Origin of the sequence: Nocardia yunnanensis, from assembly GCF_003626895.1 — a bacterium.
Taxonomy (GTDB): Bacteria; Actinomycetota; Actinomycetes; order Mycobacteriales; family Mycobacteriaceae; genus Nocardia; species Nocardia yunnanensis.
Window position 1 is genome coordinate 2,611,777 of sequence record NZ_CP032568.1, and the last position, 25,234, is coordinate 2,637,010.

Genomic DNA, 25,234 nt, shown 5'->3' on the forward strand with positions numbered 1-25,234 from the left:
CACTTCACGATTGCGGAGGGTTAACCCGGCGAATGACCGAGATCCGGACAACTGCCACCAGCCTCAATGCCGAGGACAGCGGCTATCACAAAGCGCTCAAACCTCGGCAGTTGCAGATGATCGCCATCGGCGGTGCCATCGGCACCGGCCTGTTCCTGGGAGCGGGTGGCCGCCTGCACAATGCGGGCCCCTCGCTCTTTCTGGTGTATCTGGTCTGCGGCGTCTTCGTCTTCTTCATCCTGCGCGCGCTGGGTGAATTGGTGCTGCACCGCCCGTCCTCGGGCTCGTTCGTTTCCTACGCCCGCGAATTCTTCGGCGAGAAGGCCGCATTCGTGGCCGGGTGGATGTACTTCCTGAACTGGTCCATGACCGGCATCGTCGACACCACCGCGGTCGCCACCTACCTGCACTACTGGGGTCCGTTCCAGCCGGTCGCGCAATGGATCCTGGCGCTGGGCGCGCTGATCATCGTGCTCGGCATCAACCTGGCCTCGGTGAAATGGTTCGGCGAGATGGAGTTCTGGGCCGCCATGATCAAGGTGCTGGCCCTGCTGACCTTCCTGGTCGTGGGCACCGTCTTCCTCGCCGGGCGCTTCAAGGTCGACGGCCAGAGCACCGGCTTCGGCATGGTCTCCGACGCCGGCGGCTGGTTCCCCACCGGCGTGCTGCCGCTGGTCACCGTCACCTCCGGTGTCGTATTCGCCTATGCCGCCGTGGAAATGGTCGGCATCGCGGCCGGCGAGACCGAGAATCCGGCCAAGATCATGCCGCGCGCCATCAATTCGGTGATCATGCGTATCGCGGTGTTCTACTGCGGCTCGGTCATTCTGCTCGCGCTGCTGCTGCCCTACACCGATTACAAGTCGGGGGAGAGCCCGTTCGTCACCTTCTTCGGCAAACTCGGTGTGGCGCACATGGGCTCGATCATGAATTTCGTGGTGCTCACCGCCGCGCTGTCGAGTTTGAATGCCGGACTGTATTCCACCGGTCGTATTCTGCGGTCGATGTCGATGAACGGCAGTGCGCCGAAATTCACCTCGCGCATGTCGAAAGCCGGTGTGCCCTACGGCGGCATTCTGCTCACCGCGGTGATCGCGCTGTTCGGTATCTGGCTCAATTACATCGTGCCGTCCAAGGCGTTCGAGATCGTGCTGAATGTGGCCTCGCTCGGCATTCTGGCGTCCTGGGCGACCATCGTGCTGTGCCAGTTGAAGCTGTTCTACTGGTGGAAGAAGGGGCAGGCCGAGCGGCCCGCGTTCCGGATGATCGGCGCGCCCTATACGGGCATCGCCACGCTGGTGTTCCTGGCTTTGGTGCTGGTGCTCATGGCATTCGACCGGCCGGTCGGTACGTGGACGGTGGCGAGCCTGGTGATCATCGTGCCCGCCTTGGCCATCGGCTGGAAGGTCGCCAGCCCGCGGGTGTTGGCCATCGCCAAACAGCGGGAGGGCTACACCGGAGAATTCCCGGTGATTCCGCCGATCCCGATGGACGACAAGTAGTTTCCGGCTCCCGGGAGTACACTGGGAAATCGTCTCCGGACCAGCGTTTTTCAACGGCCGCGCGTGAAATCACGTGCGGCCGTTACGTGTTCGAGATCACGTTTCCCGGCGACAGGCTATGCGTTGTGGCCATGGTCATAACTTCCGCAACCAGATTGTCCGGAATCCGAACATTTGGTTAGCGTCAGGTTCAGCGCGTTCGCAGGGGGCGCGCGACCAGGGGTTACTCGATGAGGAGTGCGGTGAGTTCGCAGACGGCTGTCGCCGACGAGGTGGTATTGCCACCGCTAGTCGCGGAAAACGGTGTTCCGGCCGGCATCGAGATGCCCGCCAAGGTACGCGAAACCCAGTTCGCCGCGCTCGCCGCCATGGGGTTGGCGATGCTGCACGGCCTGATCTCCGCGGTCGGTGGGGCGGACCGCGTGCTCGGCAGCGTCGGGCATTTCTTCGGCGCGTGGCTGATCGGCGGCGTCGCACTGCTTTTCGGGTTGCGCTCGCGCTGGGTCTGGGTGGGCGCGCTGGGAGTGGCCAGCCTGCAGGCATTTCTGGGGGCCTTCACCCTGGTGTCGGCCGAAATGCCCACGGGCGTGGGACCGTTCACCGTGCTGTTCGGCGTGATGGTGTCCGGCGTGGTGCTCGCGCTGCTGCTGCGCAAGGATTGCTACACCTGGTTCACCCCAGCCTGACCCGGCCCAGCGCGCGTCCGGCATTGCGGCCGGAGAAGATGCAGCCGCCCAGGAAGGTGCCTTCCAGCGCGTTGTAGCCGTGCACGCCGCCGCCGCCGAATCCGGCCACCTCGCCCGCCGCGTACAGGCCCGGGAACGGGGTGCCGTCGGCGCGAATGACCTGTGAGTCCAGGTTGGTCTGCAAGCCGCCCAGCGTCTTTCGGGTGAGGATATTGAGCCGCACGGCGATCAGCGGGCCGTGCGCGGGATCCAGAATGCGATGCGGGCTCGCCACCCGGACCTTGTCGCCCAGGAAGCGGCGGGCATTGTTGATCGCCATCAACTGCGCGTCCTTGCTGAACTTGTGCGCGACATCCCGGTCGCGCGCGACGATCTGGCGTTCGAGGTCGGCCAGGTCCAGTTGCGGGCCGCGCGCGATCTTGTTCATGCCCGCGACCAGATCGGCCAGATTGTCGGCGACCACGAAGTCCACGCCGTGCTGTTTGAACGCCTCCACCGGTCCCGGCGCGCCCTTGGCCACCCGGCTCTTGAGCGCGAGTTTCAGGTCCTTGCCGGTGATGTCGGGATTCTGCTCGGAGCCCGAGAGCGCGAACTCCTTCTCGATGATCGACTGATCCAGCACGAACCACGAGTAGTCGTACCCGGTCGCCAGGATCTGCTTCATGGTCTCGTTGGTGTCGAAACCCGGGAAAGCCGGTGCGGTCATACGCTTTCCGTTCGCGTCGAACCACAGCGACGACGGGCCCGGAATGATGCGGATGGCGTGATCGGGCCAGATCGGATCCCAGTTGTGGATGCCCTCGGTGTAGTGCCACATGCGATCCCGGTTCACGATGCGCCCGCCCGCGGCCTCGGTGATGCCCAGCATGCGGCCGTCCACGTGCGCGGGCACGCCCGAGATCATGTGCTCGGGGCACGGGCCCAGTCGATCGGCCGGCCAGTTGCGGCGGATGAGTTCGTGATTGTGGCCGATGCCGCCGGAGGAGACGATGACGGCCGCGGCCCGAAACTCGAACTGGTTCACCACGGTTCGCGACGAGGCCACACCGCGCTCGGCGGTGGAGGCTTCCAGCACGCTGCCGCGCACACCGGTCACCGCGTCGCCCTCGACGATCAGTTCGTCGACCTGGTGCCGGAACGCGAAGCCGACCTGCCCGCGCTGCTCGGCCGCGAGCACCGGCTCGAGGAACACGCGCACCACTTCCGGCCCGGTGCCCCAGGTGAGGTGGAAACGCGGCACCGAGTTGCCGTGCCCGTCGGCGGCGACGCCACCGCGCTCGGCCCAGCCGACCACCGGGGTGACCCGCAGCCCCAGGTCGTAGAGGTACTGCCGCTTCTCACCCGCGGCGAACTCGACGTAGGCGCGCGCCCACTGCCGGGCCCAATGATCCTCGTCCTCCCGGTCGAACCCGGCCGAGCCGAACCAGTCCTGCAGGGCCAGTTCGAGACTGTCCTTGACGCCGAGGCGGCGCTGTTCGGGACTGTCGACGAAGAACAGCCCGCCCAGCGACCAGAACGCCTGCCCGCCCAGGTTGGCGCGGTTCTCCTGATCCAGCACGAGCACGCGCCGACCGGCCTTGACCAGCTCGTGCGTGGCGACCAGACCGGCCAGGCCGGCGCCGACGACGATGACATCCGGGTTCTCGATCATGCCTGTGTCCTTGCGGTAGAGGTTCGATACACGAATGTATCGAACGAGGTCGCTGCTGTACAGCACGCCGATAAGGCGCTGGATCGCGCGAGGGTGTCGGTGGCTCGTGGCATGGTTCGAGTGTGCCGACTTCCCCGCCCGCCGCGCTGACGCTCGCCGCGGCGCGCCGCACCGCCCTGGCGGCCCAGGGTTTCTCCGCCGCCCGGCCCAGCGCCGCGCCCACCCGGCGCACGGTCATGAAGGTGCTCGACAGCACCCGGCTGCTCCAGCTGGATTCGGTGTCGGCGGTGGTGCGCGCGCACTACGCGCCGGTCTTCAGCCGCATCGGGGCCTACGACCGGACGCTGCTGGACGAGGCGGCGTGGCAGCACAGTGCGCGGCGGCCCCGGCAGTTGATCGAGTACTGGGCGCACGAGGCGGCGCTGATCCCGGTCGCGGACTGGCCGCTGCTGCGCTGGCGGATGGTGCGCTACCGGCACGGGCGCTGGAACGGGATGCGCAAGGTCCTCGACCGCAATCCAGCGCTGGCCGACGATGTGCTCGGCGTGCTGAAGCAGTTCGGGCCCAGCACGGCCGGCGAGATCGAGAAGCATCTGGAGCTGGATCGGCCACGGTCCAAGGACAATTGGGGCTGGAACTACAGCGACACCAAGGTGGTGTGCGAGGCGCTGTTCGCGGCGGGGGAGCTGACGGTCCCCACACGGGTCGGCTTCCAACGGCATTACGACCTCACCGCGAATGTGCTTCCCGCCGAAGTGCTCTCGCGCGAGCCCGACGAGGCCGAGGCGGTGCTGGAGCTGGTGCGCCGGGCCGCACGGGCGCACGGCGTCGGCACCGAAACCGATCTGCGCGACTACTACCGGCTGCATCGAAGCCAGACCGAGCCCGCCATCGCGGCCCTGCTGGAAACGGGTGAGCTGGAACAGGTGCGGGTCGAAGGCTGGGACAAACCGGCGTACCTGCACGCCGAGGCGCGGATCCCGCGCCGGGTGACCGGGGCCGCGCTGCTGTGCCCGTTCGATCCGCTCATCTTCTTCCGCGACCGCACCGAGCGGCTGTTCGACTTTCACTACCGCATCGAGATCTACACCCCGGAACACAAACGGGTGCACGGGTATTACGTGTTCCCGTTCCTGCTCGACGGTGAACTCGTGGGACGCGTCGACCTGCGGGCGGAACGCGCGAGCGGGCGTCTGCTGGTGCCCGCGGCCTTCGCCGAACCCGGCCGCGCTACCGCGCGGGTGGCGGGCGCGCTGGCCGGCGCGTCGCGGGAGCTGGCGGACTGGCTCGCGCTCGACACGATCGAGGTGGGTGAAAAGGGCGATCTCGCACCGGAATTGCGGCGCGAGATCGCCCGAGCGCGGCCGATCGCCTAGGGGCCGGCGGATCGGCCGCGCGTCAACGGCTCAGAACGGGCCGTCGGTCCAGGCGTTGAGCACGATGCCCTTCTTGCCGTCCCCGGTGCATTCGATGGTCATGGGGATCAGCGGCCGCGGCGAATCGCCCACTATGTAGGTGGGGGACTGGTAGCCGCTGCCCACCTGCCGGGTGCCCAGGCATTCCACGACCGCCGCGTACCAGGCGTTCTCGGGGCAGGTGAAGGTGGCGGTGTCGAGCGTCTTGTCGATACGGCAGACATTGTCGGCGTGGGCGGCCGGGGCCCCCGTCAGCGAAATCAGGCCCGCCGCGCCGATACCGAGTGCGGAACCGAGCGCGAAGGACCGGCGACGCGGGTGGAGATGGTGATGATCGGTCATCGAACAAACTCCCTCGTATACGGACAGATCAAGTACGGACAGAGCAAACGAAACAGTTCGTCCCATACTGACCGCGAGTGCCGCGGACAGGTCGTAACTCGCGGAGAACAGCGCTCCGGCGTGGCGCGGCGCCGGCGACGGGAACGATCGCCATGCGTTGCGCGACTGCGCGCAGGGCATGAGTCTCCCCGTCATTCCGGCAGTCACCCCCCTCGTCATTCCGGCCAAAAGCATGCCGGAATGACGAGGGGGCCGCATGCCGGGATGACGAGGGGGCCGCATGCCGGGATGACGAGGGGGCCGCATGCCGGGATGACGAGGGGGCCGCATGCCGGGATGACGAGGGGGCCGCATGCCGGGATGACGAGGGGGGCCGCATGCCGGAATGACGAGGGGGGCCGCATGCCGGGATGACGAGGGGGCTGTATGCCGGAATGGCGGGGTGGGCTGTATGTCGGAATGACGAAGTGGCTGCTGCCGGGATGAGGGGGTGAGTCACCCTCGGGTCGTCATCGCCGACGCGAGCACGAGGATGTCCCCGTGCCCGGGTACCGGGTTGTTCTCGGACTTCGCCGACGCGGGCATCGAGACCGCCACCAATGCGGCGGCGGCCAGGCACACGGCCCCGGCGATGGCGAGCGAGCGGCGGCGCATACGCAGACCGGTCATGACGTTCCTCTCTGCTGATCTTGGGAATACTTCGTCGCCGCGCGCGCCGCGGATGGTCGCGGGATGGCCCGGCGGGTGTGTCGGAGGGCATGACTAACCTGGACGCGTGGCAGATCCCGCGACCTACCGGCCCGCTCCGGGCACCATTCCCGTCGAACCCGGCGTCTACAAGTTCCGGGACAAGTACGGGCAGGTCATCTATGTGGGTAAGGCCAAAAGCCTGCGCAGCCGCCTCAACTCGTATTTCGCGGATGTGGCCGGGCTGCATCCGCGCACCCGCCAGATGGTGACCACGGCGGCCGCCGTCGAGTGGACCGTGGTGTCCACCGAGGTGGAAGCGCTGCAGCTGGAATACAACTGGATCAAGGAATTCGATCCGCGCTTCAATGTCCGCTACCGCGACGACAAGTCGTATCCGGTGCTGGCGGTCAGCCTGGACGAGGAATACCCGCGCGTGTTCGTCTACCGCGGCGCGCGCAAGAAGGGCGTGCGCTACTTCGGCCCCTACGCCCACGCCTGGGCCATTCGCGAAACCCTGGATCTGCTGCTGCGGGTGTTCCCGGTGCGCACCTGTTCGGCGGGAGTCTTCAAGCGCCACAGTCAGATCGGGCGTCCGTGTCTGCTCGGCTACATCGACAAGTGCTCCGCGCCGTGCATCGGGCGCGTCAGCGCGGCCGAGCACCGCAAGATCGTGGACGACTTCTGCGACTTCCTCTCCGGCAAGACCGACCGGCTGGTCAAGCAGCTGGAACGCCGCATGCACGAGGCGTCCGACGAACTGAACTTCGAACTGGCCGCCCGCCTGCGCGACGACGTGCAGGCGCTCAAACGCGCGCTCGAGAAGCAGGCGGTGGTGCTGGGCACCGGCACCGACGCCGATGTGGTCGACTTCGCCCTGGACGAACTCCAGGTGGCGGTGCAGATCTTCCATGTGCGCGACGGGCGGGTGCGCGGTCAGCGCGGCTGGGTGGTCGACAAGTCCGGTGACGCCATCGACGCCGTGGAATCCGGTGGGGAGCTGCCGGCACTGGTGGAGCAGTTCCTGACCCAGTTCTACGGCGAGCAGACCGCGGTCGCCGCGCAGAGCGGCAACGAGCAGCCCGGCGCGGTGGTCCCGCGCGAGGTGCTGGTGCCGGCGCTGCCCAATGACCATGAGCAAGTACAGGATTGGCTGTCGGGCCTGCGCGGTTCGGCGGTGCAGCTGCGGGTGCCGCAGCGCGGCGACAAGAAGGCGCTCGCCGAGACCGTCCAGCGCAATGCGCAGGAGGCGCTGGCCCAGCACAAGCTCAAGCGGGCCGGGGATCTGACCGCCCGCTCGGCCGCGCTACAGGAACTCCAGGACGCCCTGGATCTCGACAGCGCCCCGCTGCGCATCGAATGCGTCGACATCTCGCACGTACAGGGCACCGACGTGGTGGCCTCGCTGGTCGTGTTCGAGGACGGGCTGGCCCGCAAGTCCGAGTACCGGCACTACGCCATCAAGGAGGCCGCCGGCGGCGGGCGCTCCGACGACGTCGCCAGCATCGCCGAGGTGACCCGGCGGCGCTTCTACAAACTGCGCCGCGATCTCGACGCCGCCGAGGCCGCGGAACTCGAATCCGCTTCCGACCCAGCCGAATCCGGCCTGCCGCCCGGCATCGACCCCAAGACCGGCAAGCCGCGCCGCTTCTCCTACCCGCCCAACCTGTACGTGGTCGACGGTGGCGCGCCGCAGGTGAACGCCGCCGCCGAGGTGCTCGACGAGCTCGGCATCACCGATGTCGCGGTCATCGGCCTGGCCAAGCGCCTGGAAGAGGTGTGGGTGCCCAACGAGCCCGATCCGGTGATCATGCCGCGCACCAGTGAGGCGCTGTACCTGTTGCAGCGGGTGCGCGACGAGGCGCACCGGTTCGCCATCACCTTCCACCGCTCCAAGCGGTCGCGGCGAATGACCGAATCGGCGCTGGACTCGGTGCCCGGTCTGGGCGCGGCCCGAAAGACCGCGCTGGTGCAGCACTTCGGTTCGGTGGCCAAGCTCAAGCAGGCCACCGTCGAGCAGATCATCGAGGTCCCCGGGATCGGTGTGGCGACCGCCAAGGCGGTGCTGTCGGCGTTGCACACGCAACCCGCCGCGGACCCCTCCAGTCACAGTGGTGCCGTCCAGTCTCAATAGTTCGGGCGCGTCGTCTCGGCGTGGCGCGCGCCCAGCGCGCCTTGGCGCGTCGGAACGGGACGCACCGGGTAGAGTGCGACACGCCGATCGGGAAAATCGCGACACGCCGCGTGTGCAGGTCGGGAGCGCAAATCACAGGTAGGTTGCGCTCCGCTTGTGTGCCTGCCGTGTTTCCGGCCGTCGGTGCAGGATGATCGAGGGAACTCCAGACACGAACCGGTAGGACATGACGCGCGTCGAAGCCAATACCCATACGGCCGAAAACAGCAGTAAGAAAACCGAGACATCTGATCCCCAGCCGACGGCCCGGCACGGACGGTCCGGAGGCGAATCCACACCGGTGGAGGTCGTGATCGTCACCGGCCTGTCCGGGGCCGGCCGCGGCACCGCCGCCAAGGTGCTCGAGGACCTCGGCTACTACGTGGCCGACAACCTCCCACCCGAATTGATCGGCCGCATGGTCGAACTCGGCGGCAGCGCCGAACCGCCCATCCGCAAACTCGCGCTGGTCATGGACGTGCGCAACCGCTTCTACACCGGAAACCTCGCCGCGGTCGGCGAGCAGCTACGGGCGGCGGGCGTGCGCACCCGCATCCTGTTCCTCGAAGCCTCCGACGATGTGCTGATCCGTCGTTTCGGATTCGCGCGGCGGAGGCATCCGTTGCAGAGCGACAGCGCCGACGGCACCCTGACCGCCGGCATCGCCGCCGAACGGCGGCGGCTGGACCCGGTGAAGACGGCCGCCGACGTGGTCATCGACACCACCGAGCTGTCCATCCACCAGTTGCACCGCAAACTCGAGGAGGTCTACGGCGGCGACGCCGCCACCGTGCTGCAGCTGACCGTGCAGTCGTTCGGTTTCAAGTACGGGGTGCCGCTCGACGCCGACATGGTGTTCGATCTGCGATTCCTGCCGAATCCGCACTGGATTCCCGAACTCCGCGAAAAGACCGGACAGGACGCCCCGGTCAGCGAATATGTGTTGTCGCGCCCGGGCGCCCAGGACTATCTGGGCACCGCGCGGCATCTGGTCGACCTGACGACCCAGGGTTACCGCCAAGAGGGGAAGCGATACATGACCGTGGCAGTGGGCTGCACCGGCGGCAAGCACCGCAGTGTGGCCGTAGCGGAAGCGCTGGGCGATGCCCTGGGCGCGGACAGCACGGAGTCGGACGGGGGCGCGGGAGTTCTCGTGCGCGTGGTCCATCGGGATCTGGGGCGGGAATGAGCGACAACGACAACGGCCGCACCACCAATGCGGCCATCGTGGCGCTGGGTGGCGGGCACGGCCTGTACTCCACGCTGACCGCCATCCGGCGGCTCACCCGCAAGATCACCGCGGTGGTCACCGTCGCCGACGACGGCGGCTCCTCGGGCCGGTTGCGCGCCGAGCTCGGCATGCTACCCCCGGGTGATCTGCGAATGGCGTTGGCGGCCTTGGCCGAAGAGGCCGACGGCATCTGGGCGCGAACCTTGCAACACCGCTTCGGCGGCACCGGCGCGCTGGCCGGGCACTCGGTGGGCAACCTGATCCTGGCGGGCCTGACCGAGGAGCTCGGCGATCCGGTCGCCGCCCTCGACGAGGCCGGCAAGGTGCTGCGGGTGACCGGCCGCGTCCTGCCCATGTCGCCGATCGCGCTGACCATCGAGGCGGATGTCTCGGGCCTGGAAGGGGATCCGCGCGTGAGCCGCTGCATCCGCGGCCAGGTGGCGGTGGCGACCACGCCGGGCAAGGTGCGCCGGGTGCGGCTGATCCCCTCGGATCCGCCCGCCTGCCCCGAGGCGACCTCGGCCATCGAGCACGCCGACGTGGTGGTGCTGGGCCCCGGAAGCTGGTTCACCAGCGTCATCCCGCATGTGCTCGTGCCCGAATTGCACGAAGCGCTGTTGCATACCCGGGCGCGGAAAGTGCTGGTGCTCAACCTCGCTGCCGAACCGGGCGAAACGGCCGGATTCTCCGCTGAGCGGCACCTGCATGTATTGTCCCAGCACGCACCGGATTTCACAGTCGACCATGTTTTGGTGGACTCGGGTTCCGTACCCGAGGGTAGGGAACGCGAACATCTGGCAAGAGCTGCCGAACAGCTGCGTGCACGAGTAACCTTCGCTGATGTCGCCGAGGCGGGGACGGACCGGCACCACCCCGGAAAGCTTGCCGCCGCACTGGATCAGGTGATCCGGCAACCTCGGCCGGAATTGGCAGGGCTTCGAGTCGAAGGACGGCATATGGGCCAACGTGTGCGGTCCGGGTTGGGTGGAAAGGAGCGCGTCTCGTGGCGATGACAGCGGAAGTGAAGGACGAGCTGAGCCGACTCTCTGTATCACAGGTGAGTTCGCGCAAGGCCGAACTGTCCGCGCTACTGCGGTTCGCCGGTGGATTGCACATCGTCGGCGGTCGCGTGATCGTCGAGGCCGAGGTGGACATGGGTTCCATCGCGCGCCGGCTGCGCCGGGAGATCTTCGAGCTGTACGGCTACGGCTCGGACGTGCATGTCCTAGGCGCGGGCGGGCTCCGGAAAACCTCCCGGTACGTGGTGCGGGTTTCCAAGGAGGGCGAGGCGCTGGCGCGCCAGACCGGCTTGCTCGATGTGCGCGGCCGCCCGGTGCGGGGGCTGCCCGCGCAGGTGGTCGGCGGCAGCATCGGCGATGCCGAAGCCGCTTGGCGCGGAGCGTTTCTCGCGCACGGCTCGCTCACCGAACCGGGCCGATCCTCCGCGCTCGAGGTGAGCTGCCCGGGACCCGAGGCCGCGCTGGCCCTCGTGGGCGCCGCCCGGCGCATGGGCATCTCGGCCAAGGCGCGCGAGGTGCGCGGCACCGATCGCGTGGTGGTGCGCGACGGTGAGGCCATCGGCGCGCTGCTGACCCGCATGGGCGCGCAGGACACCCGGCTCACCTGGGAGGAGCGGCGCATGCGCCGCGAGGTCCGGGCGACGGCCAACCGGCTGGCCAACTTCGACGACGCCAACCTGCGCCGTTCGGCGCGGGCGGCGGTCGCGGCGGCGGCCCGGGTGGAGCGCGCGCTCGAGATCCTCAGCGACGATGTGCCAGACCATTTGGCGGCCGCGGGCAAGCTGCGCGTGCTGCACCGGCAGGCCTCGCTCGAGGAGCTGGGTCAGCTGGCCGATCCGCCGATGACGAAAGACGCTGTGGCGGGCCGGATTCGGCGGCTGCTGTCGATGGCGGACCGCCGTGCCAAGGAACTCGGCGTGCCCGACACCGAAAGTGCCGTCACCGCAGAGCTGCTCGAAGAGGCCTGAATCACGCACCCGCGGTGAGTGAACCGGTACACCGCCGCGAGTGGTTCCGTCCGGAAGCGTCGCAACCCTTGGGGTCGCGGCGCTTCCGCTCTGTGTGACGGAAGTGAACATTCCGTAGTTCGCCGTGGCGGGGGTGTGTCCGTGATGTATCCGTTACAGCGCTAGGGTTAACACCGCAACGGAAACGATCCGCAAAGCTGAGGAGCGAAAACGTGACTGTCCGGGTAGGGATCAACGGCTTCGGCCGCATCGGGCGCAACTTCTTCCGCGCCGTCGAGGCGCAGAAGGCCCTCGGCACCACTGACATCGAGATCGTGGCGGTCAACGACCTGACCGACAACAAGACCCTTGCCACTCTGCTGAAGTACGACTCGATCCTCGGCCGGCTGCCGCAGGACGTTTCCCTCGACGGCGACGACATCGTCGTGGGCGACCAGCGCATCAAGGCCCTCGAGATCAAGGAAGGCCCGTCGGCGCTGCCGTGGGGCGACCTGGGTGTCGACGTGGTCGTCGAGTCCACCGGCATCTTCACCAACGCCGCCAAGGCCAAGGGCCACCTGGCCGCCGGCGCCAAGAAGGTCATCATCTCCGCGCCCGCCACCGACGAGGACATCACCATCGTCATCGGCGTCAACGACGACAAGTACGACGGCTCGCAGAACATCATCTCCAACGCCTCGTGCACCACCAACTGCCTGGGCCCGATCGCCAAGGTGCTCAACGATTCCTTCGGCATCGAGCGTGGCCTGATGACCACGGTCCACGCCTACACCCAGGACCAGAACCTGCAGGACGCCCCGCACAAGGATCTGCGTCGCGCCCGCGCCGCCGCCCTGAACATCGTGCCGACCGGCACCGGCGCCGCCAAGGCCATCGGCCTGGTGCTGCCCGAGCTGCTGGGCAAGCTCAACGGTTACGCGCTGCGCGTGCCGGTCCCGACCGGGTCGCTCACCGACCTGACCGTGGATCTGGCCAAGGCCGCCTCGATCGACGAGATCAACGCCGCGTTCAAGGAAGCCGCCGAGGGCAAGCTCGAGGGCATCCTGAAGTACAACGTCGACCCGATCGTCTCCTCCGACATCGTGACCGACCCGCACTCCTCCATCTACGACGCGCCGCTGACCCAGGTCATCGACAACCAGGTCAAGGTCGCCTCGTGGTACGACAACGAGTGGGGCTACTCCAACCGTCTCGCCGATCTCGTCGGCCTCGTCGGCAAGTCCCTCTAAGCGCCGATGACGATCAAGACACTCCAGGATCTGCTGAACGAGGGTGTCGAGGGTCGGGGCGTGCTGGTGCGCTCCGACCTGAACGTTCCCCTCGACTTCCCTGTTACGAGCGACCCGCAAGCGATCGCAAGCGGCGGCGCCATCACCGACCCGGGCCGCATCATCGCCTCGGCGCCGACGATCAAGGCGCTGGCGGAGGCCGGCGCGAAGGTCGTGGTGACCGCGCATCTGGGCCGCCCGAAGGGCGAGCCGGATCCGAAGTTCTCGCTCGCGCCGGTGGCGGCGCGCCTGGCCGAGGAGCTGGGCCGCAATGTTCAGCTCGCCGGTGACGTGGTGGGCTACGACGCGCTCTCGCGTTCGGAGGGCCTCACCGACGGCGACGTGATGCTGCTCGAGAACGTGCGTTTCGACGCCCGCGAGACCAGCAAGGACGATGCCGAGCGGACCAAGCTGGCCCGGGCGCTGGTCGAACTCGTCGGCGACGACGGCGCTTTCGTGTCCGACGGCTTCGGCGTCGTGCACCGCAAGCAGGCGTCGGTCTACGACGTGGCGAAGCTGCTGCCGCATTACGCGGGCACGCTGGTCGCGGCCGAGACCGAAGTGCTGAAGAAGCTCACCGAGGACACCGAGCGGCCGTACGCGGTCGTGCTCGGCGGTTCCAAGGTCTCCGACAAGCTGGCGGTCATCGAGGCGCTCGCGCCCAAGGTCGACACGCTGGTCATCGGCGGCGGCATGTGCTTCACCTTCCTTGCGGCACAGGGTCTTCCGGTCGGCACCTCGCTGCTGCAGGAGGAGATGATCGAGACCTGCAAGGGCCTGCTCGACAAGTACGGCGATGTCATCCACCTGCCGGTGGACATCGTGGTGGCCGACAAGTTCGCCGCCGACGCGGAGCCGAAGACGGTGGCGGCCCACGAGATTCCGGACGGCTGGATGGGCCTGGACATCGGTCCCGACTCGGCCGCCCGTTTCGGTGCGCTGCTGACCGAGGCCAAGACGGTGTTCTGGAACGGTCCCATGGGCGTGTTCGAGTTCGAGAAGTTCTCGGCCGGCACCCGCGGGGTCGCCGAGGCGATCGCGGTCGCCACGTCCAAGGGCGCGTTCACGGTCGTCGGCGGCGGTGACTCGGCCGCGGCGGTGCGCACCCTCGGTCTGCCCGAGGACGGTTTCTCGCACATCTCCACCGGTGGCGGCGCGTCGCTGGAATACCTGGAGGGCAAGGAACTTCCCGGCCTCGCGGTCTTGGAGGACTGAATCATGGCACGTAAGCCTTTGATCGCCGGCAACTGGAAGATGAACCTCAATCACCTCGAGGCCATCGCCCTGGTGCAGAAGATCGCGTTCGCGTTGCCGGAGAAGTACTTCGACAAGGTCGACGTGACGGTGATCCCGCCGTTCGTGGACCTGCGCAGCGTGCAGACGCTGGTCGAGGGCGACCGGCTGCTGATCACCTATGGCGCGCAGGACGTCTCGACCCACGACGAGGGCGCCTACACCGGCGAGATCAGCGGTTCCATGCTCGCGAAGCTGGGCTGCTCGTTCGTCGTGGTCGGCCATTCGGAGCGGCGGCAGTACCACAACGAGGACGACGCCACGGTCCTGGCCAAGACGAAGCAGGCGCTCAAGTACGGCATCACGCCGATCGTGTGCATCGGCGAGGGTCTGGGCGTGCGCGAGACCAAGACCCATGTCGAGTACAACCTCGAGCAGCTGCGCGGCTCGCTCAAGGGGCTGACGGCGGAGGAGATCGCCAAGATCGTCATCGCCTACGAGCCGGTCTGGGCCATCGGCACCGGCAAGGTCGCCACGCCGGCCGACGCGCAGGAAGTGTGCGGGGCCATTCGCAAGGAGCTCGCCGAACTGGCGAATCCCGAAGTGGCCGCGGGTGTTCGGGTCCTCTACGGCGGTTCGGTCAATGCCAAGAACGTCGGCGAGCTGGTCGGTCAGACCGATATCGACGGCGCGCTGGTCGGCGGCGCCTCGCTGAAGGGCGACGAGTTCGCGACCCTGTCCGCGATCGCCGCGGGCGGTCCGCTGCCGTAACGGTCGTCGAGACGCGAAAGGCCGGACATCCCTGGGATGTCCGGCCTTTCGGCGTTCACGGCACCGGTTGTGGTGCGGGCGTACCGATGTAGCGGGCGGCGGGGCGAATGATCCTGGGGGAGTCGGCTTGTTCGAGAATGTTCGCCGTCCAGCCGATCACGCGGCTGACCGCGAAGGTGGGGGTGAACATAGGGCGGGGGATGCCGCACAGTTCCATGACCACGCCCGCGTAGAACTCCACATTCGGGTAGAGGCGGCGGCCGGGTTTGAGTTCGGCCAGCAGCTCGACCACCCGGGATTCGACGGTGGTGGCGAAATCGACCAGGGGGCCGCCGAATTCGGTGGCGATTTCGCGCAGCATGACCGAGCGGGGGTCGTCGGTGCGGTAGACGGCGTGGCCGAAACCCATGATGCGGCCGCCGGCGGCGACGGTGGAGCGCACCCAGGCGTCGATGCGGTCGGGGGTGCCGATCTCGTCGAGGGTGTCGAGGGCTCGGTCGGGCGCGCCGCCGTGCAGCGGTCCCGTGAACGCCCCGATGGCGGCGATGAGCGCGGCGGCGATATCCGCGCCGGTGGAGGCGACCACGCGGGCGGTGAAGGTGGAGGGGTTGAAGCCGTGGTCGATGGTCGCGATCAGATACCGCTCGACGGCGCGCACCGCCCGCGGCGACGGTGTTTCACCGGAGAGCATGTAGAGCCAGTTGGCGGCGGTCGGCAGATTCGGGTGCGGCGCAATGGGTTCCAGGCCCTGGTGCAGCCGATGCAGGGCGGCCAGGATGGTCGGCGTCACGGCGCAGCAGCGCAGGGCGTCGTGCTCGCGGGTGGCCGGGTCGGCGTCCCACAGCGGCGGCAGCTCCAGGGTCTCGGCGAGCATCGACAGCGCGGTGCGCAATCCGGCCATGGGGCGGAAGCGGGTCCCGGCGCGGGCCGCGGCGGTCAGGACGGGCAGCAGGTCGGGTGGCAGGACGCGCAGGGCGGCAACGGTTTTCGTGAACTCCGCGAGTTCACGCGCGTCGGGCAGTCGGCCCCGCAGCATCAGAAACCATACGTCCTCGAATGTGCGCTGCTGGGCCAAATCGATGGCCGAGTACTGGCGATAGTGATAGAAACCCTCGTTGCCGCGCACATCGCCGAGCCGGGTCTCGGCCGCGATGACGTGCCGCAATCCGGCGGGCACCTCGATGAGTTCGTCGAGCGGGGCGTTGATCGTCATTGTTCGCACCTCCTGAGATGCACTGTGCGACCGCGATCAACTACAGTCAATATTGATCCAGTCAATATGACGCGTGAAGGTGCAGCTCATGGCCGAGGAAAGTGACGCACATTACCTGACCACCGGTGAGGTGGCGGCTCGGCTGGACGTCAAACCGGCGACCGTCTACGCCTATGTCAGTCGCGGATTGCTGACCAAGGTGGCGGATTCGGACCGGCGCGGCAGCCGCTTCCGGGAGGACGAGGTAGCGCGGCTCGCGCGCAGCCGCCGGCCCGGGACCGGGCATCGCGGGACCGTGGAGGACATCACCACCGAGGTCTCGTTGCTGGACCGCGACGAACTGTTCTATCGGGGTCACAATGTGGCGGATCTGGTCGCCGCCTATCGGGTGGATTCGGTCGCGAACCTGTTGTGGAGCGGTGAATTATCTGCTCCACCAACTCAATTCGCGGCTCCGCCGGAGATGCTCGCCGCTACCCGCGCAGCCGTCGCCGTGCTGCCCGCGCAGGCGCGGCTGACCGATCGCATGCGGGTCGCGGTGGCGGTGGCGGGGGCGCTCGACCCGCTGCGGTTCGACCTGTCGCCGCAGGGGGTGCGGCGGGTGGCGGGGATTCTGCTCGCGGTGGAAGTGGACGCGCTGGTCGAGACGCCCAAGAGCACCGGAAACCTGGCCGAGCGGCTGTGGCCCGCGCTCACCGACCGTCCCGCGCACGTGCACCTGCTGGATACGACCCTGACCCTGCTGGCCGACCACGGTCTCGCGGTGTCCACGGTCGCGGCCCGGGTGGCGGCCAGCGCGCGCGTGCATCCCTACGGCGCGGTGGAGGCCGCGCTCGGTGCGCTGGACAGCCAATATCACGGCAACGCAAGCACTCTCGCGTACCGTTTCCTCGCCGACGCGATCGCGGACCCGGTGGGGGCGGTGTCGGAGCGGTTGCGTCTGGGCGGTGGGCTGCCGGGGTTCGGCCACCTCGTCTACCAGCGGGTCGATCCGCGGGCGGAGTTGTTGCTCGGGATGCTGCGCTCGATCCCGGCGGCGAGCGCGGCCCTGCACGCCGTGGACACCATCATGGCGCGGGTGGGTGAGCCGCTGGCCGCGCTGCCGAATGTCGATCTGGCCCTGGCGGTTCTGATGCACGCCTTCGATATGCGCCCCGACGCCGGGGAGGCGATCTTCGCCGTCGCCCGCACGATCGGCTGGATCGCCCACACCCTCGAGGAGTACACCGAACCGCCCATGCGTTTCCGCCCGGTCGGAACGCCACCATCGCGCTGACGCCACCATCGCGCGGATTGCCGGTTCGGCGGCGCCTGCGGGAGACCGGCACCCGGATCAACCACAATGGCCGGTATGAGCGACGACTGGAATACCACCATCATCAACGAGTTCCGGGCCAACGAGGGCCGGGTCGGCGGCCCCTTCGAGGGCGCTCCCATGATCCTGATCCACCACCGCGGCCGCAAATCGGGCAAACAGGGCGTAACCCCCCTGATGTACCAGCCCGACGACCAAGACCCCAACGTCATGTACATCTTCGCCTCCGCCGCCGGCGCCCCCAACAACCCGGCCTGGTACTACAACCTCACCGAAGCCGGCAAAACCGACGTCGAAGTCGGCACCGAAACCTTCCCCGTCACCATCACCGAAGTCACGGGCCCCGACCGCGACCGCATCTACAACACCCAAGCCACCCGCTACCCCGGCTTCGCCGAGTACGCCGAAAAAACCGCCGGCATCCGCACCATCCCAGTCCTGGCCCTCCGCCGGGCATAGACGATCCTTTTCTCGCCGTCACGTTCGAGCGACGCCTCCGGACGTGACGGCGTTTTGCTGTCGAGATGGATGGCAGTGAATCCCTTCTTGACAGTAACTCTCATATCGAGACAGACTGTCGTTGTCTTGAAGGAGGGCTATGTCATTGCGGGAGCGGCAGCGGCGGCAGGTGCGGGATGAGATTCAGCGGGCGGCGTATGTGCTGTTTGCTGACAAGGGGTTTGCGGCGGTGACGACCGAGGAGATCGCGGCGGCGGCTGGGGTGTCGGCTAGCACCTATTTCCGGCATGTGCGCAGTAAAGAGGATTTGCTGCTGGATCCGGTGCGGGAGGGCGGGGCGGGGATCGTCGCGTTGCTCGAGGAGCGGAGCGCCGGGGAAGCGGCGGATGTGGCGCTGGCGCAAGCGATTCTGGCGCGGTCGACCACCTTGGCGCCCGCGGAGTTGGCGCAGTGGCGGGCGGCGTTCGCCACCGCGCCGCATCTGCTCGAGCGGGTCGCGTTGATCACCGCCGAGCATCGGGCGCGGCTGGTGGAACTGGTGGGGGAGCGGATGGGGCGCGACCACCGGCTCGACAGCACGCCCGGGTTGCTGGTGCATCTGATGCTCGCGGCGGCGGAATTCGGCTACCTGCAATGGCTTCGGAGCGCGGAGCATCCGGAGATGTCGCTGGCGGTCTGCGTTTCCGGTGCGCTGGATGCGGTGGTCGGCGAACGCTGGCGTACCGACAACTGAACGACACAACAGAACGCACGAAGATAGAGGAAACATGCTGGACGACAGGGAATCTGCCGGGACATTCGATGTTGTAGTCGTCGGGTCCGGGGCTGCGGGGATGGCCGCGGCATTGACCGCAGCCGATCGGGGGCTGTCGACGGTGATCGTCGAGAAGGCGAGTGGTTGGGGTGGGTCTACTGCCAGATCTGGGGGTGGGGTGTGGATTCCGGGGAATCGGGTGCTGCGCGAGCAAGCGCCTGCCGATGAAATCGAGGCTGCGCGGGCCTATCTGAAGAACATCATCGGGTCGGGTGTGGACCCGGCGCGGATCGATGCGTTCATCGATCGCGGGCCGGAGGTGTTCGATTTCCTGGCCGCTCGTTCGCCGCTGCGGATGCGTTGGGTGCCGGGCTATTCGGATTACTATCCGGAGGCTCCCGGGGGTCGTGCGCACGGCCGTTCGGTGGAGCCGGTGCCGTTCGATGGGACGAGTCTCGGTGCCGAATTGAACACGCTGGAGCCCGATTACGTGCGGGCTCCGCGCAATGTCGTTGTCACCCAGGCGGAATTTCGGCAGCTGCATCTCGGGTTGCGCAATCCGCGCAGCCCGTTGACCGCGCTGGGGGTGATGGCACGCTGGTTGATCGCGAATGTGCGGCGGCGGCGCGTGCTGGTGCGCGGGCAAGCGTTGAGTGCCATGCTGCGGACCGGGCTGCTGCGGGCGAATGTGCCGCTGTGGCTGGAGACTCCGCTGGTGGAACTGTGCACGCAGGACGGCCGGGTGACCGGGGCGGTGGTGCGGCGGGGCGGGCGAGAGCAGGTGCTCGTCGCGCGGCGGGGCGTCATTGTCGCGGCGGGCGGGTTCGAGCACGATGCGGTGATGCGCAAGCAGTATCAGCGTGCGCCCATCGGGACCGAGTGGACGGTCGGGGCGCGCGCCAATACCGGCGACGGCATTCGGGCGGGGCAAGCTGTCGGCGCCGCAGTGGAATTCATGGAGGACGCGTGGTGGGGGCCGTCGATTCCGCTGCCGCGAGAGGCGTGGTTCTGTCTGGCGGAACGCAATCTGCCCGGCAGCGTGGTGGTCAACGATCGTGGCGAACGGTTCATGAACGAGTGCCTGCCGTATGTGGAAGCCGTGCACGAGATGTACGGCGGTGTGCACGGGCAGGGCGCGGGATCGGGCGAAAACCTGCCCGCCTGGCTGATTTTCGACCAGCGCTACCGCAATCGCTACCAGTTCGCGGGTGTGCCGCCGCGGCGGCCGCTACCGCGCCGGTGGTTCGAATCCGGCGCGCTGACCCGCGCCGACTCGCTGCCCGAACTCGCCGAGAAGATCGGTCTCCCGGTCGAGAAACTCGTAGCCGCGGTGACCCGCTTCAACGAATTCGCCCACGCCGGAAAGGATTCCGACTTCGGTCGCGGCGACAGCGCCTACGACAACTACTACGGCGACCCCCGGCAGCGCCCGAACCCGAACCTCGGCGCCCTGGAAACCGGCCCGTTCTACGCGGCGAAACTGGTCCCCGGCGACCTCGGCACCAAGGGCGGCCTGGTCACCGACATCAACGGCCGCGTCCTCCGCCCCGACGCCACCCCCATCGAGGGCCTGTACGCCGCCGGCAACGCCAGCGCCCCCGTCATGGGCCACACCTACGCCGGCCCCGGCGCCACCATCGCCCCCGCCCTGGTCTTCGCCCACCTAGCCGCCCGCCACCTAGCCACCTAACCCGCTGAGTGGCACACCAACGAGGTGATTTGTCCGAATTCGCCGCGCTGGTGTGCCACTGAACGGGTTAGGCGAGGAGGGCGCCGCCGTCCAGGGGGAGGATGGTGGCGGTGGCGTGGGGTTTGGTGAGGAAGAAGACGAATGCTGCGGCGATGTCGTTCACTTCGGCGATGCGGTGTAGGGGAGTGGCGGCGGCGGTGTCGTGCACGACGGGCGCGCCGACGTCAGCGTGGTGCGTCATCCGATCGACCCGCTCGGGCTCGTCGTGCGCCCGCTCTACACCGAGCCGCGGGTTGCGGTGCTGCCCGCCGATCACCGGCTGGCGGGCAAAGAGGCGGTGGCGTTGTTCGATCTCGCCGCCGAACACCTGCTGCAGGATCCCGGCCAGGTGCCCGGATGGCGTGCGGTGGCAACCGAACTGCGCACCGGGCGCCCGGCCGTGCCGGTGTTTCTCAGCGTGGAGGAGAAGCTCGAGCACGTCGCGGCGGGCCGCGGGGTCATCTTCCTGCCGCTGTCGGTGATGACGTTCTACACCCGCCCGGACATCGCCTACGTCCCGGTGCCGGACCTGGCGCCGAACGAAGTGAGCCTGGCGTGGCCGGCCGACCGGCAGGTCCCGTTGGCCGAGGAATTCGCACTCCTTGCCGCGCAGTGAATTTCGTTCTACGCCGTCGAATCCACACTGATCTCGATTCCCACGACTAATCCCGGCAAGAGGGGTTACCTTCGATGGTGTGTTCGGCATCATCCGGCCCTGCCGTCATCGGCTGGGCGAGGAACTCGGGCGGGCGTGGCTGGCGCAACTGTGCGGGCTGTGTCTCGCACTGCGCGACGACCATGGCCAGAGCGCCCGCATGGCAACCAATTACGACGGGCTGATCGTCTCGGCCCTGGTGGAGGCGCAGTCCACGGCGTCGCCCACGCGCCGGTCGGCGGGGCCCTGCCCGCTGCGCGGTATGAAGCGCGCCGACGTCGCCACCGGCGACTGTGTGCGCCTGGCCGCGACGGTCTCGCTGGTGCTCGCCGCCGCGAAGGTTCGCGACCATGTGGACGATCACGACGGTATGGCGGGCACGGCCGGTTTCCGGCCCGCGGCCCGCCGCCTCGCCCAACGCTGGGCCAAGCAGGGCGAATCCTCCGGCGCGGGACTGGGTTTCGACACCGCGGTGCTGGTGACCGCGGTGGACCGGCAGACCGCGCTGGAAGCCGCGGCGGTGGTCGGCACCCCGGTGCTCGAGGTCACCGAACCCACCGAGACCGCGACGGCGGCCGCCTTCGGCCACACCGCGATCCTGGCGGGCCGCCCCGGCAATCAGGCGGCGTTGACCGAGGTGGGCCGATTGTTCGGCCGCATAGCGCATCTCGTCGACGCGGTCGAGGATCTCGGCGACGATCTGGCCCACGGCAAATGGAATCCCCTGGCCGCCACCGGCACCGAGGTCGCCGAGGCGCACCGCCTGTGCACCGATGCCCTGCTCGGTATCGAATTGGCCTTGGCCGAAGTGGAATTCACCGATGCCCGGCTGATCCACAAGCTGCTGAAGCATGAACTGGGCCGCTCGGTGTCCCGGACCTTCGGCGCCCACGGACCGGCCTGCTCGAACCACGCCACCGCGCCCATGAGTCGCTGGCGTCGCCGCGGCGGCGACCCGTGGGGCCCGCCACCCGGCTACGGCCCGCCACCCGGATACGGCCAGGGCTACTACGGTCCGGCCCCGCGCCGCCGCGCCGGCGGTGGCTGCCTGCCGTGCTGTGAGGGCTGCGTCTGCTGCGGTGAGGGCTGCTGCTGTTGCGAGGAATCGTGTTGCTGCTGTGAGGAATCCTGCTGCGACTGCTGAGTCCGCAGGCGGCCGGGCAGCGGGACCTGCCCGGCCTTCCGAGCGCACGGAGCCGCCCTCTCCGGGTGGATGGTTCCGCGCGTGCGGCTAGCTCGACAGCGTGCTGGATCCGGCATTGAGCAGGCTGCTGCCGCCGTTGAGCAGCCCGCTGCCGGCATTGCCGGAGCCGGAGGTGGTCGTGGTGGTCTGCAGCGTCCAGGTGCCGCAGCCGCTGGTGAAGAAGGCGACGTCGGTCGGCTTGATCTCCACGGTGACGGTGCCGTTGACCGCGCCGCCGGCCTGGATGGTGGCGCTGGCGTCGGGGGTGATGGCCGACAGTCGCGCCCAGGCGCAGACCGTGGCGGCGGTGGTGGTCTTGTAGACGCCCGGCTGGATGTCGACGCCGACCTTGAAGGTGGAGTCGCTGCCCATGCTGGTGGGCAGGGCGGCATTGGCGGTGCCGGTGCTGCCCAGCACCGCGGCGGCGGTGAGCGCGAGCCCGTTGAGCCAGATGGTCTTTTTCATGGTGGATGCCCCTCGGCTGTTTGAAATGAGAGCGTTTCGCACAGTAGCGGGTGGGGTCGATCGCCGGGTGTGTTTTCGCAACCTGGCACTGCTGCGGGAAATGGGACTAACCGGACATCGGATGCCGGAGTCGCCGCGGGCGGCCATGATTGGTTGTGTGGCAGGGCAATTCGTTCCGATTCCCGATTGGTTCTCGACCGACAATCAGTACTGCGGTATGGCCGTCGCCGACCTCGCCGGCGACGGCACCCTCGACGCGGTCGTCCTCATGGTCGACAATCCCGCTGGTCAGAACACCGGAAACTATCGGGTCGGGCACGCCCTGGCCGCCGACGGCACGGTGCGGGACTGGGGTCCCTGGTTGCAGGTGCCCGACTGGTGGGGCTGGGAGAACCAGGGTGCGGGCCTCGCCATCGCGGACCTCAGCGGCACCGGCCGTCTCGATCTGGTGGTGTTCGTCGTCGACAACCCGCCCGGCCAGAACCAGGGCTACTACCGCATCGGCCACGGCCTCGCCCCGGACGGCACCGTCACCGGCGGATGGACTGCGTGGCAACAGATTCCGGACTGGTACGGCTGGGAGAACCAGGGCGCCGACATCTGCCTGACCCACCTCGACGGCCAGTGGACGCTGGTCGTCCTGACCGTCGACAACCCCGACGGTCAGAACAGCGGCCAGTTCCGGCTGGCCAAGGGTTTCGGCGCGGACGGCTCGGTCGCGGAATGGACGCCGTGGGTGGCGATTCCGGATTGGTGGGGCTGGGAGAACCAGGGCGCGGGCCTCGCCGTCACCGATCTCGACGGCGACGGCCGACCCGAACTCGTCGTGTTCACCGTCGATCACCCGCAGAATGGCAATACCGGGCTGTACACCATCGGCTGGGGACTCGACGGGACGGGACACTGCGTCGACGGGTGGAGCCGCTGGTCGCACGTGCCCGACTGGGGTTTCTGGCAGAACGAAGGCGTCTCGATCGCGCTGCGGCCCGGTACCGGCGCGATGCCGCAACTCGTGGTCCTCGCCATCGACCACCCCCAGGGGGGCAATGCCGGCTACCTGCGGGTGCTCGACCTCGATACCGATCTGGCCACCGCGCCGACCCAGGGGGCCTGGCGCATCCTGGATTTCGGCACCGAGATCAATCCCGTGCACGCCGCGCTGCTGCACACCGGCGACGTGCTGTTCTTCGCCGGATCCGGCAACGACCCGGATCGGCTCGATGCCCACGACTTCCGCACTCGCGTCTGGCATTACCCGAACCCCGGATTGTCCGCGCCCGCCACCCCGATCGACATGTTCTGCTCCGGACAGGCGTTCCTGCCCGACGGCCGGCTGCTGGCCGCGGGCGGCACCGGACAGTACGACCCGTTCTTCGGTTTGCGCGACGCCCTGCTCTTCGATCCGCAGTCGCTGACCTGGGAGACCCAGCCGGATATGGGGTACGGGCGCTGGTATCCCACCCTGGCGGCGCTGAAAACCGGTGCGGTGGTGGCGACTTCGGGTCTGGGCACCGATGGATTCCTGTCCGAGACGCCCGAACAGTTCGATCCCGTCACCCGCACCTGGTCGGAACTGCCGGTCCCCGGGCCGATTCCGACCTACGCGCACCTGATCCTGCTGGCCGACGACCGGGTGTTCTACACCGGCGGCCAGTTCGGCACCAACAATGGCATGCACCCCTCGATCTGGGATACCGCGACCGGCAAACTCACCGAGGTCGACGGGCTCTACAACCCCGAATCACGCAGCCAGTCCACGAGTGTGCTGCTGCCGCCCGCGCAGGCGCAGCGGGTCATGCTCCTCGGCGGCGGGACCGTCGACCCGCACGGACCCGGGATGGCCTCCGCCGACACCCAGATCGTGGACCTGACCGCCGCGACGCCCGTCTACCAGCCCGGGCCGCCCATGGCGTACGCGCGCATGCACGTCTGCGCGGTACTGCTGCCCGACCGCACCGTGCTGGCCGCCGGCGGCTCGGGCATGGAGGAGATGGCCGATTCGGTCCCGCCCCACGGCGAGATCTACGACCCGGTCGCCGGCACCTGGACGCCCACCGCACCGGAAAGGGTTGCGCGCCTCTACCATTCGGTGGCGCTGCTGACCCCGGACGGCAAGGTGATCACGGCGGGATCCAACCCGCTGCGCGAGACCGAGGAACTGCGCATCGAGATGTTCTGGCCGCCCTACCTTTTCAAGGGCGCCCGTCCCGACTCGGAAATCTCCAGCGGCGCACTCGAATACGGCGCGACGCTGACCCTGACCACGGCGGCGACCATCCGTGCGGTCAACCTCATGCATCCGACGTCCTGCACCCATTCCTGCGACAACAACCAGCGCATCATCGACCTCCCCATCACCGGCAAGACCGACTCCGGCGCCCTCACCGTCGACATGCCCACCAATCCGGCTCTCGCCCCGCCCGGTTGGTACCTGGTCGTCGTGATCGACACCGACGGCATCCCGTCCGTCGGCCGCTGGCTGCAACTGAATCCGGCGACTCCCGCTCCGGTGTGA

Annotated in this window: 23 protein-coding genes; 17 read left to right on the forward strand and 6 right to left on the reverse strand. The window is 68.2% G+C overall.

Going from position 1 to position 25,234, the window contains the following annotated elements:
• The first annotated feature begins 32 nt into the window (after positions 1–32).
• On the forward strand, positions 33–1,502 hold the full coding sequence (locus D7D52_RS12015; RefSeq protein WP_120736385.1) for an amino acid permease: 1,470 nt from the start codon (positions 33–35) through the stop codon (positions 1,500–1,502).
• A gap of 242 nt (positions 1,503–1,744) precedes the next feature.
• On the forward strand, positions 1,745–2,188 hold the full coding sequence (locus D7D52_RS12020; protein ID WP_120736386.1) for a hypothetical protein: 444 nt from the start codon (positions 1,745–1,747) through the stop codon (positions 2,186–2,188).
• Here the strand turns inward: D7D52_RS12020 and D7D52_RS12025 are convergent.
• Positions 2,175–3,839, reverse strand: a complete 1,665-nt coding sequence (locus D7D52_RS12025; protein ID WP_120736387.1) for an FAD-binding dehydrogenase — start codon at positions 3,837–3,839, stop codon at positions 2,175–2,177. The two genes, D7D52_RS12020 and D7D52_RS12025, sit on opposite strands and share 14 nt — an antisense overlap.
• 122 nt (positions 3,840–3,961) lie before the next feature.
• Between D7D52_RS12025 and D7D52_RS12030 the strand changes: the two genes are divergently transcribed.
• Positions 3,962–5,215, forward strand: a complete 1,254-nt coding sequence (locus tag D7D52_RS12030; RefSeq protein ID WP_246023819.1) for a winged helix-turn-helix domain-containing protein — start codon at positions 3,962–3,964, stop codon at positions 5,213–5,215.
• Positions 5,216–5,245: 30 nt separating this feature from the next.
• Here D7D52_RS12030 and D7D52_RS12035 read toward each other — a convergent pair whose 3' ends face one another.
• Positions 5,246–5,596 (reverse strand): hypothetical protein, encoded by a 351-nt coding sequence (locus D7D52_RS12035; RefSeq protein ID WP_120736388.1) that lies wholly within the window; start codon positions 5,594–5,596, stop codon positions 5,246–5,248.
• A 495-nt stretch (positions 5,597–6,091) separates the two neighbouring features.
• A complete protein-coding gene (locus D7D52_RS37715; RefSeq protein ID WP_162958288.1) occupies positions 6,092–6,265 on the reverse strand; it encodes a hypothetical protein in 174 nt (57 codons plus the stop codon).
• A 106-nt stretch (positions 6,266–6,371) separates the two neighbouring features.
• Between D7D52_RS37715 and uvrC the strand changes: the two genes are divergently transcribed.
• From uvrC to tpiA, 7 genes are all read left to right on the forward strand, one after another.
• Positions 6,372–8,417: an excinuclease ABC subunit UvrC gene (gene uvrC / locus D7D52_RS12040; RefSeq protein ID WP_120736389.1), complete on the forward strand. Its 2,046-nt coding sequence runs from the start codon at positions 6,372–6,374 to the stop codon at positions 8,415–8,417.
• Positions 8,418–8,643: 226 nt separating this feature from the next.
• Positions 8,644–9,645 (forward strand): RNase adapter RapZ, encoded by a 1,002-nt coding sequence (gene rapZ, locus D7D52_RS12045; RefSeq protein ID WP_120736390.1) that lies wholly within the window; start codon positions 8,644–8,646, stop codon positions 9,643–9,645.
• Positions 9,642–10,700 carry a gluconeogenesis factor YvcK family protein gene (locus tag D7D52_RS12050; RefSeq protein WP_120736391.1) on the forward strand — a complete coding sequence of 353 codons (1,059 nt, stop codon included), beginning with the start codon at positions 9,642–9,644 and terminating at the stop codon, positions 10,698–10,700. Before rapZ ends, D7D52_RS12050 begins: the two co-directional genes overlap by 4 nt.
• Positions 10,691–11,674: a DNA-binding protein WhiA gene (whiA, locus tag D7D52_RS12055; RefSeq protein ID WP_120736392.1), complete on the forward strand. Its 984-nt coding sequence runs from the start codon at positions 10,691–10,693 to the stop codon at positions 11,672–11,674. The genes D7D52_RS12050 and whiA overlap by 10 nt, the downstream gene beginning before the upstream one ends.
• 212 nt (positions 11,675–11,886) lie before the next feature.
• Positions 11,887–12,903: a type I glyceraldehyde-3-phosphate dehydrogenase gene (gap, locus tag D7D52_RS12060; protein ID WP_120736393.1), complete on the forward strand. Its 1,017-nt coding sequence runs from the start codon at positions 11,887–11,889 to the stop codon at positions 12,901–12,903.
• Between the two features lie 6 nt (positions 12,904–12,909).
• Entirely contained in the window at positions 12,910–14,157 is a 1,248-nt protein-coding gene (locus D7D52_RS12065; RefSeq protein WP_120736394.1) for a phosphoglycerate kinase, read from the forward strand.
• Between the two features lie 3 nt (positions 14,158–14,160).
• Positions 14,161–14,946: a triose-phosphate isomerase gene (gene tpiA / locus D7D52_RS12070; protein WP_120736395.1), complete on the forward strand. Its 786-nt coding sequence runs from the start codon at positions 14,161–14,163 to the stop codon at positions 14,944–14,946.
• Positions 14,947–15,001: 55 nt separating this feature from the next.
• Here the strand turns inward: tpiA and D7D52_RS12075 are convergent, their stop codons facing one another.
• On the reverse strand, positions 15,002–16,159 hold the full coding sequence (locus tag D7D52_RS12075; protein WP_120736396.1) for a citrate/2-methylcitrate synthase: 1,158 nt from the start codon (positions 16,157–16,159) through the stop codon (positions 15,002–15,004).
• An 88-nt stretch (positions 16,160–16,247) separates the two neighbouring features.
• Here D7D52_RS12075 and D7D52_RS12080 point away from each other — a divergent pair, with 88 nt between their 5' ends.
• The 4 genes from D7D52_RS12080 (at position 16,248) to kstD (ending at position 20,377) form a co-directional block, all read left to right on the forward strand.
• Complete coding sequence (locus D7D52_RS12080; protein ID WP_120744036.1) at positions 16,248–17,435, forward strand: citrate synthase; 1,188 nt, start codon at positions 16,248–16,250, stop codon at positions 17,433–17,435.
• Between the two features lie 75 nt (positions 17,436–17,510).
• Positions 17,511–17,933, forward strand: coding sequence for a nitroreductase family deazaflavin-dependent oxidoreductase (locus tag D7D52_RS12085; RefSeq protein ID WP_120736397.1), 423 nt, complete (start codon positions 17,511–17,513; stop codon positions 17,931–17,933).
• Positions 17,934–18,072: 139 nt separating this feature from the next.
• Positions 18,073–18,666, forward strand: coding sequence for a TetR/AcrR family transcriptional regulator (locus tag D7D52_RS12090; protein ID WP_187703137.1), 594 nt, complete (start codon positions 18,073–18,075; stop codon positions 18,664–18,666).
• Between the two features lie 34 nt (positions 18,667–18,700).
• Positions 18,701–20,377 (forward strand): 3-oxosteroid 1-dehydrogenase, encoded by a 1,677-nt coding sequence (kstD, locus tag D7D52_RS12095; RefSeq protein ID WP_120736398.1) that lies wholly within the window; start codon positions 18,701–18,703, stop codon positions 20,375–20,377.
• A gap of 67 nt (positions 20,378–20,444) precedes the next feature.
• Here the strand turns inward: kstD and D7D52_RS37720 are convergent, their stop codons facing one another.
• The gene (locus tag D7D52_RS37720) at positions 20,445–20,618 is read right to left on the reverse strand and encodes a hypothetical protein (protein WP_162958088.1); all 174 of its coding nucleotides are present in this window, start codon (positions 20,616–20,618) and stop codon (positions 20,445–20,447) included.
• Here D7D52_RS37720 and D7D52_RS12100 point away from each other — a divergent pair.
• Entirely contained in the window at positions 20,610–21,032 is a 423-nt protein-coding gene (locus tag D7D52_RS12100) for a LysR substrate-binding domain-containing protein (RefSeq protein WP_222932815.1), read from the forward strand. The two genes, D7D52_RS37720 and D7D52_RS12100, sit on opposite strands and share 9 nt — an antisense overlap.
• Positions 21,033–21,111: 79 nt before the next feature.
• Positions 21,112–22,215 (forward strand): DUF5685 family protein, encoded by a 1,104-nt coding sequence (locus D7D52_RS12105; RefSeq protein ID WP_120736400.1) that lies wholly within the window; start codon positions 21,112–21,114, stop codon positions 22,213–22,215.
• Between the two features lie 87 nt (positions 22,216–22,302).
• Here D7D52_RS12105 and D7D52_RS12110 read toward each other — a convergent pair whose 3' ends face one another.
• A complete protein-coding gene (locus D7D52_RS12110; protein ID WP_120736401.1) occupies positions 22,303–22,719 on the reverse strand; it encodes an Rv1352/Rv1906c domain-containing protein in 417 nt (138 codons plus the stop codon).
• A gap of 157 nt (positions 22,720–22,876) precedes the next feature.
• On the opposite strand from D7D52_RS12110, the gene D7D52_RS12115 reads away from it, so the two are divergent.
• Entirely contained in the window at positions 22,877–25,234 is a 2,358-nt protein-coding gene (locus D7D52_RS12115; protein ID WP_120744038.1) for a galactose oxidase-like domain-containing protein, read from the forward strand.

Bases quoted from the DNA above. Each gene is read 5' to 3' on its own strand.
- D7D52_RS12090 (WP_187703137.1), top strand. From the start codon at position 18,073: ATGTCATTGCGGGAGCGGCAGCGGCGGCAGGTGCGGGATGAGATTCAG.
- D7D52_RS37720 (WP_162958088.1), bottom strand. From the start codon at position 20,618: ATGACGCACCACGCTGACGTCGGCGCGCCCGTCGTGCACGACACCGCC.
- D7D52_RS12035 (WP_120736388.1), bottom strand. From the start codon at position 5,596: ATGACCGATCATCACCATCTCCACCCGCGTCGCCGGTCCTTCGCGCTC.
- kstD (WP_120736398.1), top strand. From the start codon at position 18,701: ATGCTGGACGACAGGGAATCTGCCGGGACATTCGATGTTGTAGTCGTC.
- D7D52_RS12050 (WP_120736391.1), top strand. From the start codon at position 9,642: ATGAGCGACAACGACAACGGCCGCACCACCAATGCGGCCATCGTGGCG.
- D7D52_RS37715 (WP_162958288.1), bottom strand. From the start codon at position 6,265: ATGACCGGTCTGCGTATGCGCCGCCGCTCGCTCGCCATCGCCGGGGCC.
- tpiA (WP_120736395.1), top strand. From the start codon at position 14,161: ATGGCACGTAAGCCTTTGATCGCCGGCAACTGGAAGATGAACCTCAAT.
- D7D52_RS12075 (WP_120736396.1), bottom strand. From the start codon at position 16,159: ATGACGATCAACGCCCCGCTCGACGAACTCATCGAGGTGCCCGCCGGA.
- rapZ (WP_120736390.1), top strand. From the start codon at position 8,644: ATGACGCGCGTCGAAGCCAATACCCATACGGCCGAAAACAGCAGTAAG.
- D7D52_RS12065 (WP_120736394.1), top strand. From the start codon at position 12,910: ATGACGATCAAGACACTCCAGGATCTGCTGAACGAGGGTGTCGAGGGT.
- D7D52_RS12085 (WP_120736397.1), top strand. From the start codon at position 17,511: ATGAGCGACGACTGGAATACCACCATCATCAACGAGTTCCGGGCCAAC.
- D7D52_RS12110 (WP_120736401.1), bottom strand. From the start codon at position 22,719: ATGAAAAAGACCATCTGGCTCAACGGGCTCGCGCTCACCGCCGCCGCG.
- D7D52_RS12025 (WP_120736387.1), bottom strand. From the start codon at position 3,839: ATGATCGAGAACCCGGATGTCATCGTCGTCGGCGCCGGCCTGGCCGGT.
- D7D52_RS12080 (WP_120744036.1), top strand. From the start codon at position 16,248: ATGGCCGAGGAAAGTGACGCACATTACCTGACCACCGGTGAGGTGGCG.
- D7D52_RS12015 (WP_120736385.1), top strand. From the start codon at position 33: ATGACCGAGATCCGGACAACTGCCACCAGCCTCAATGCCGAGGACAGC.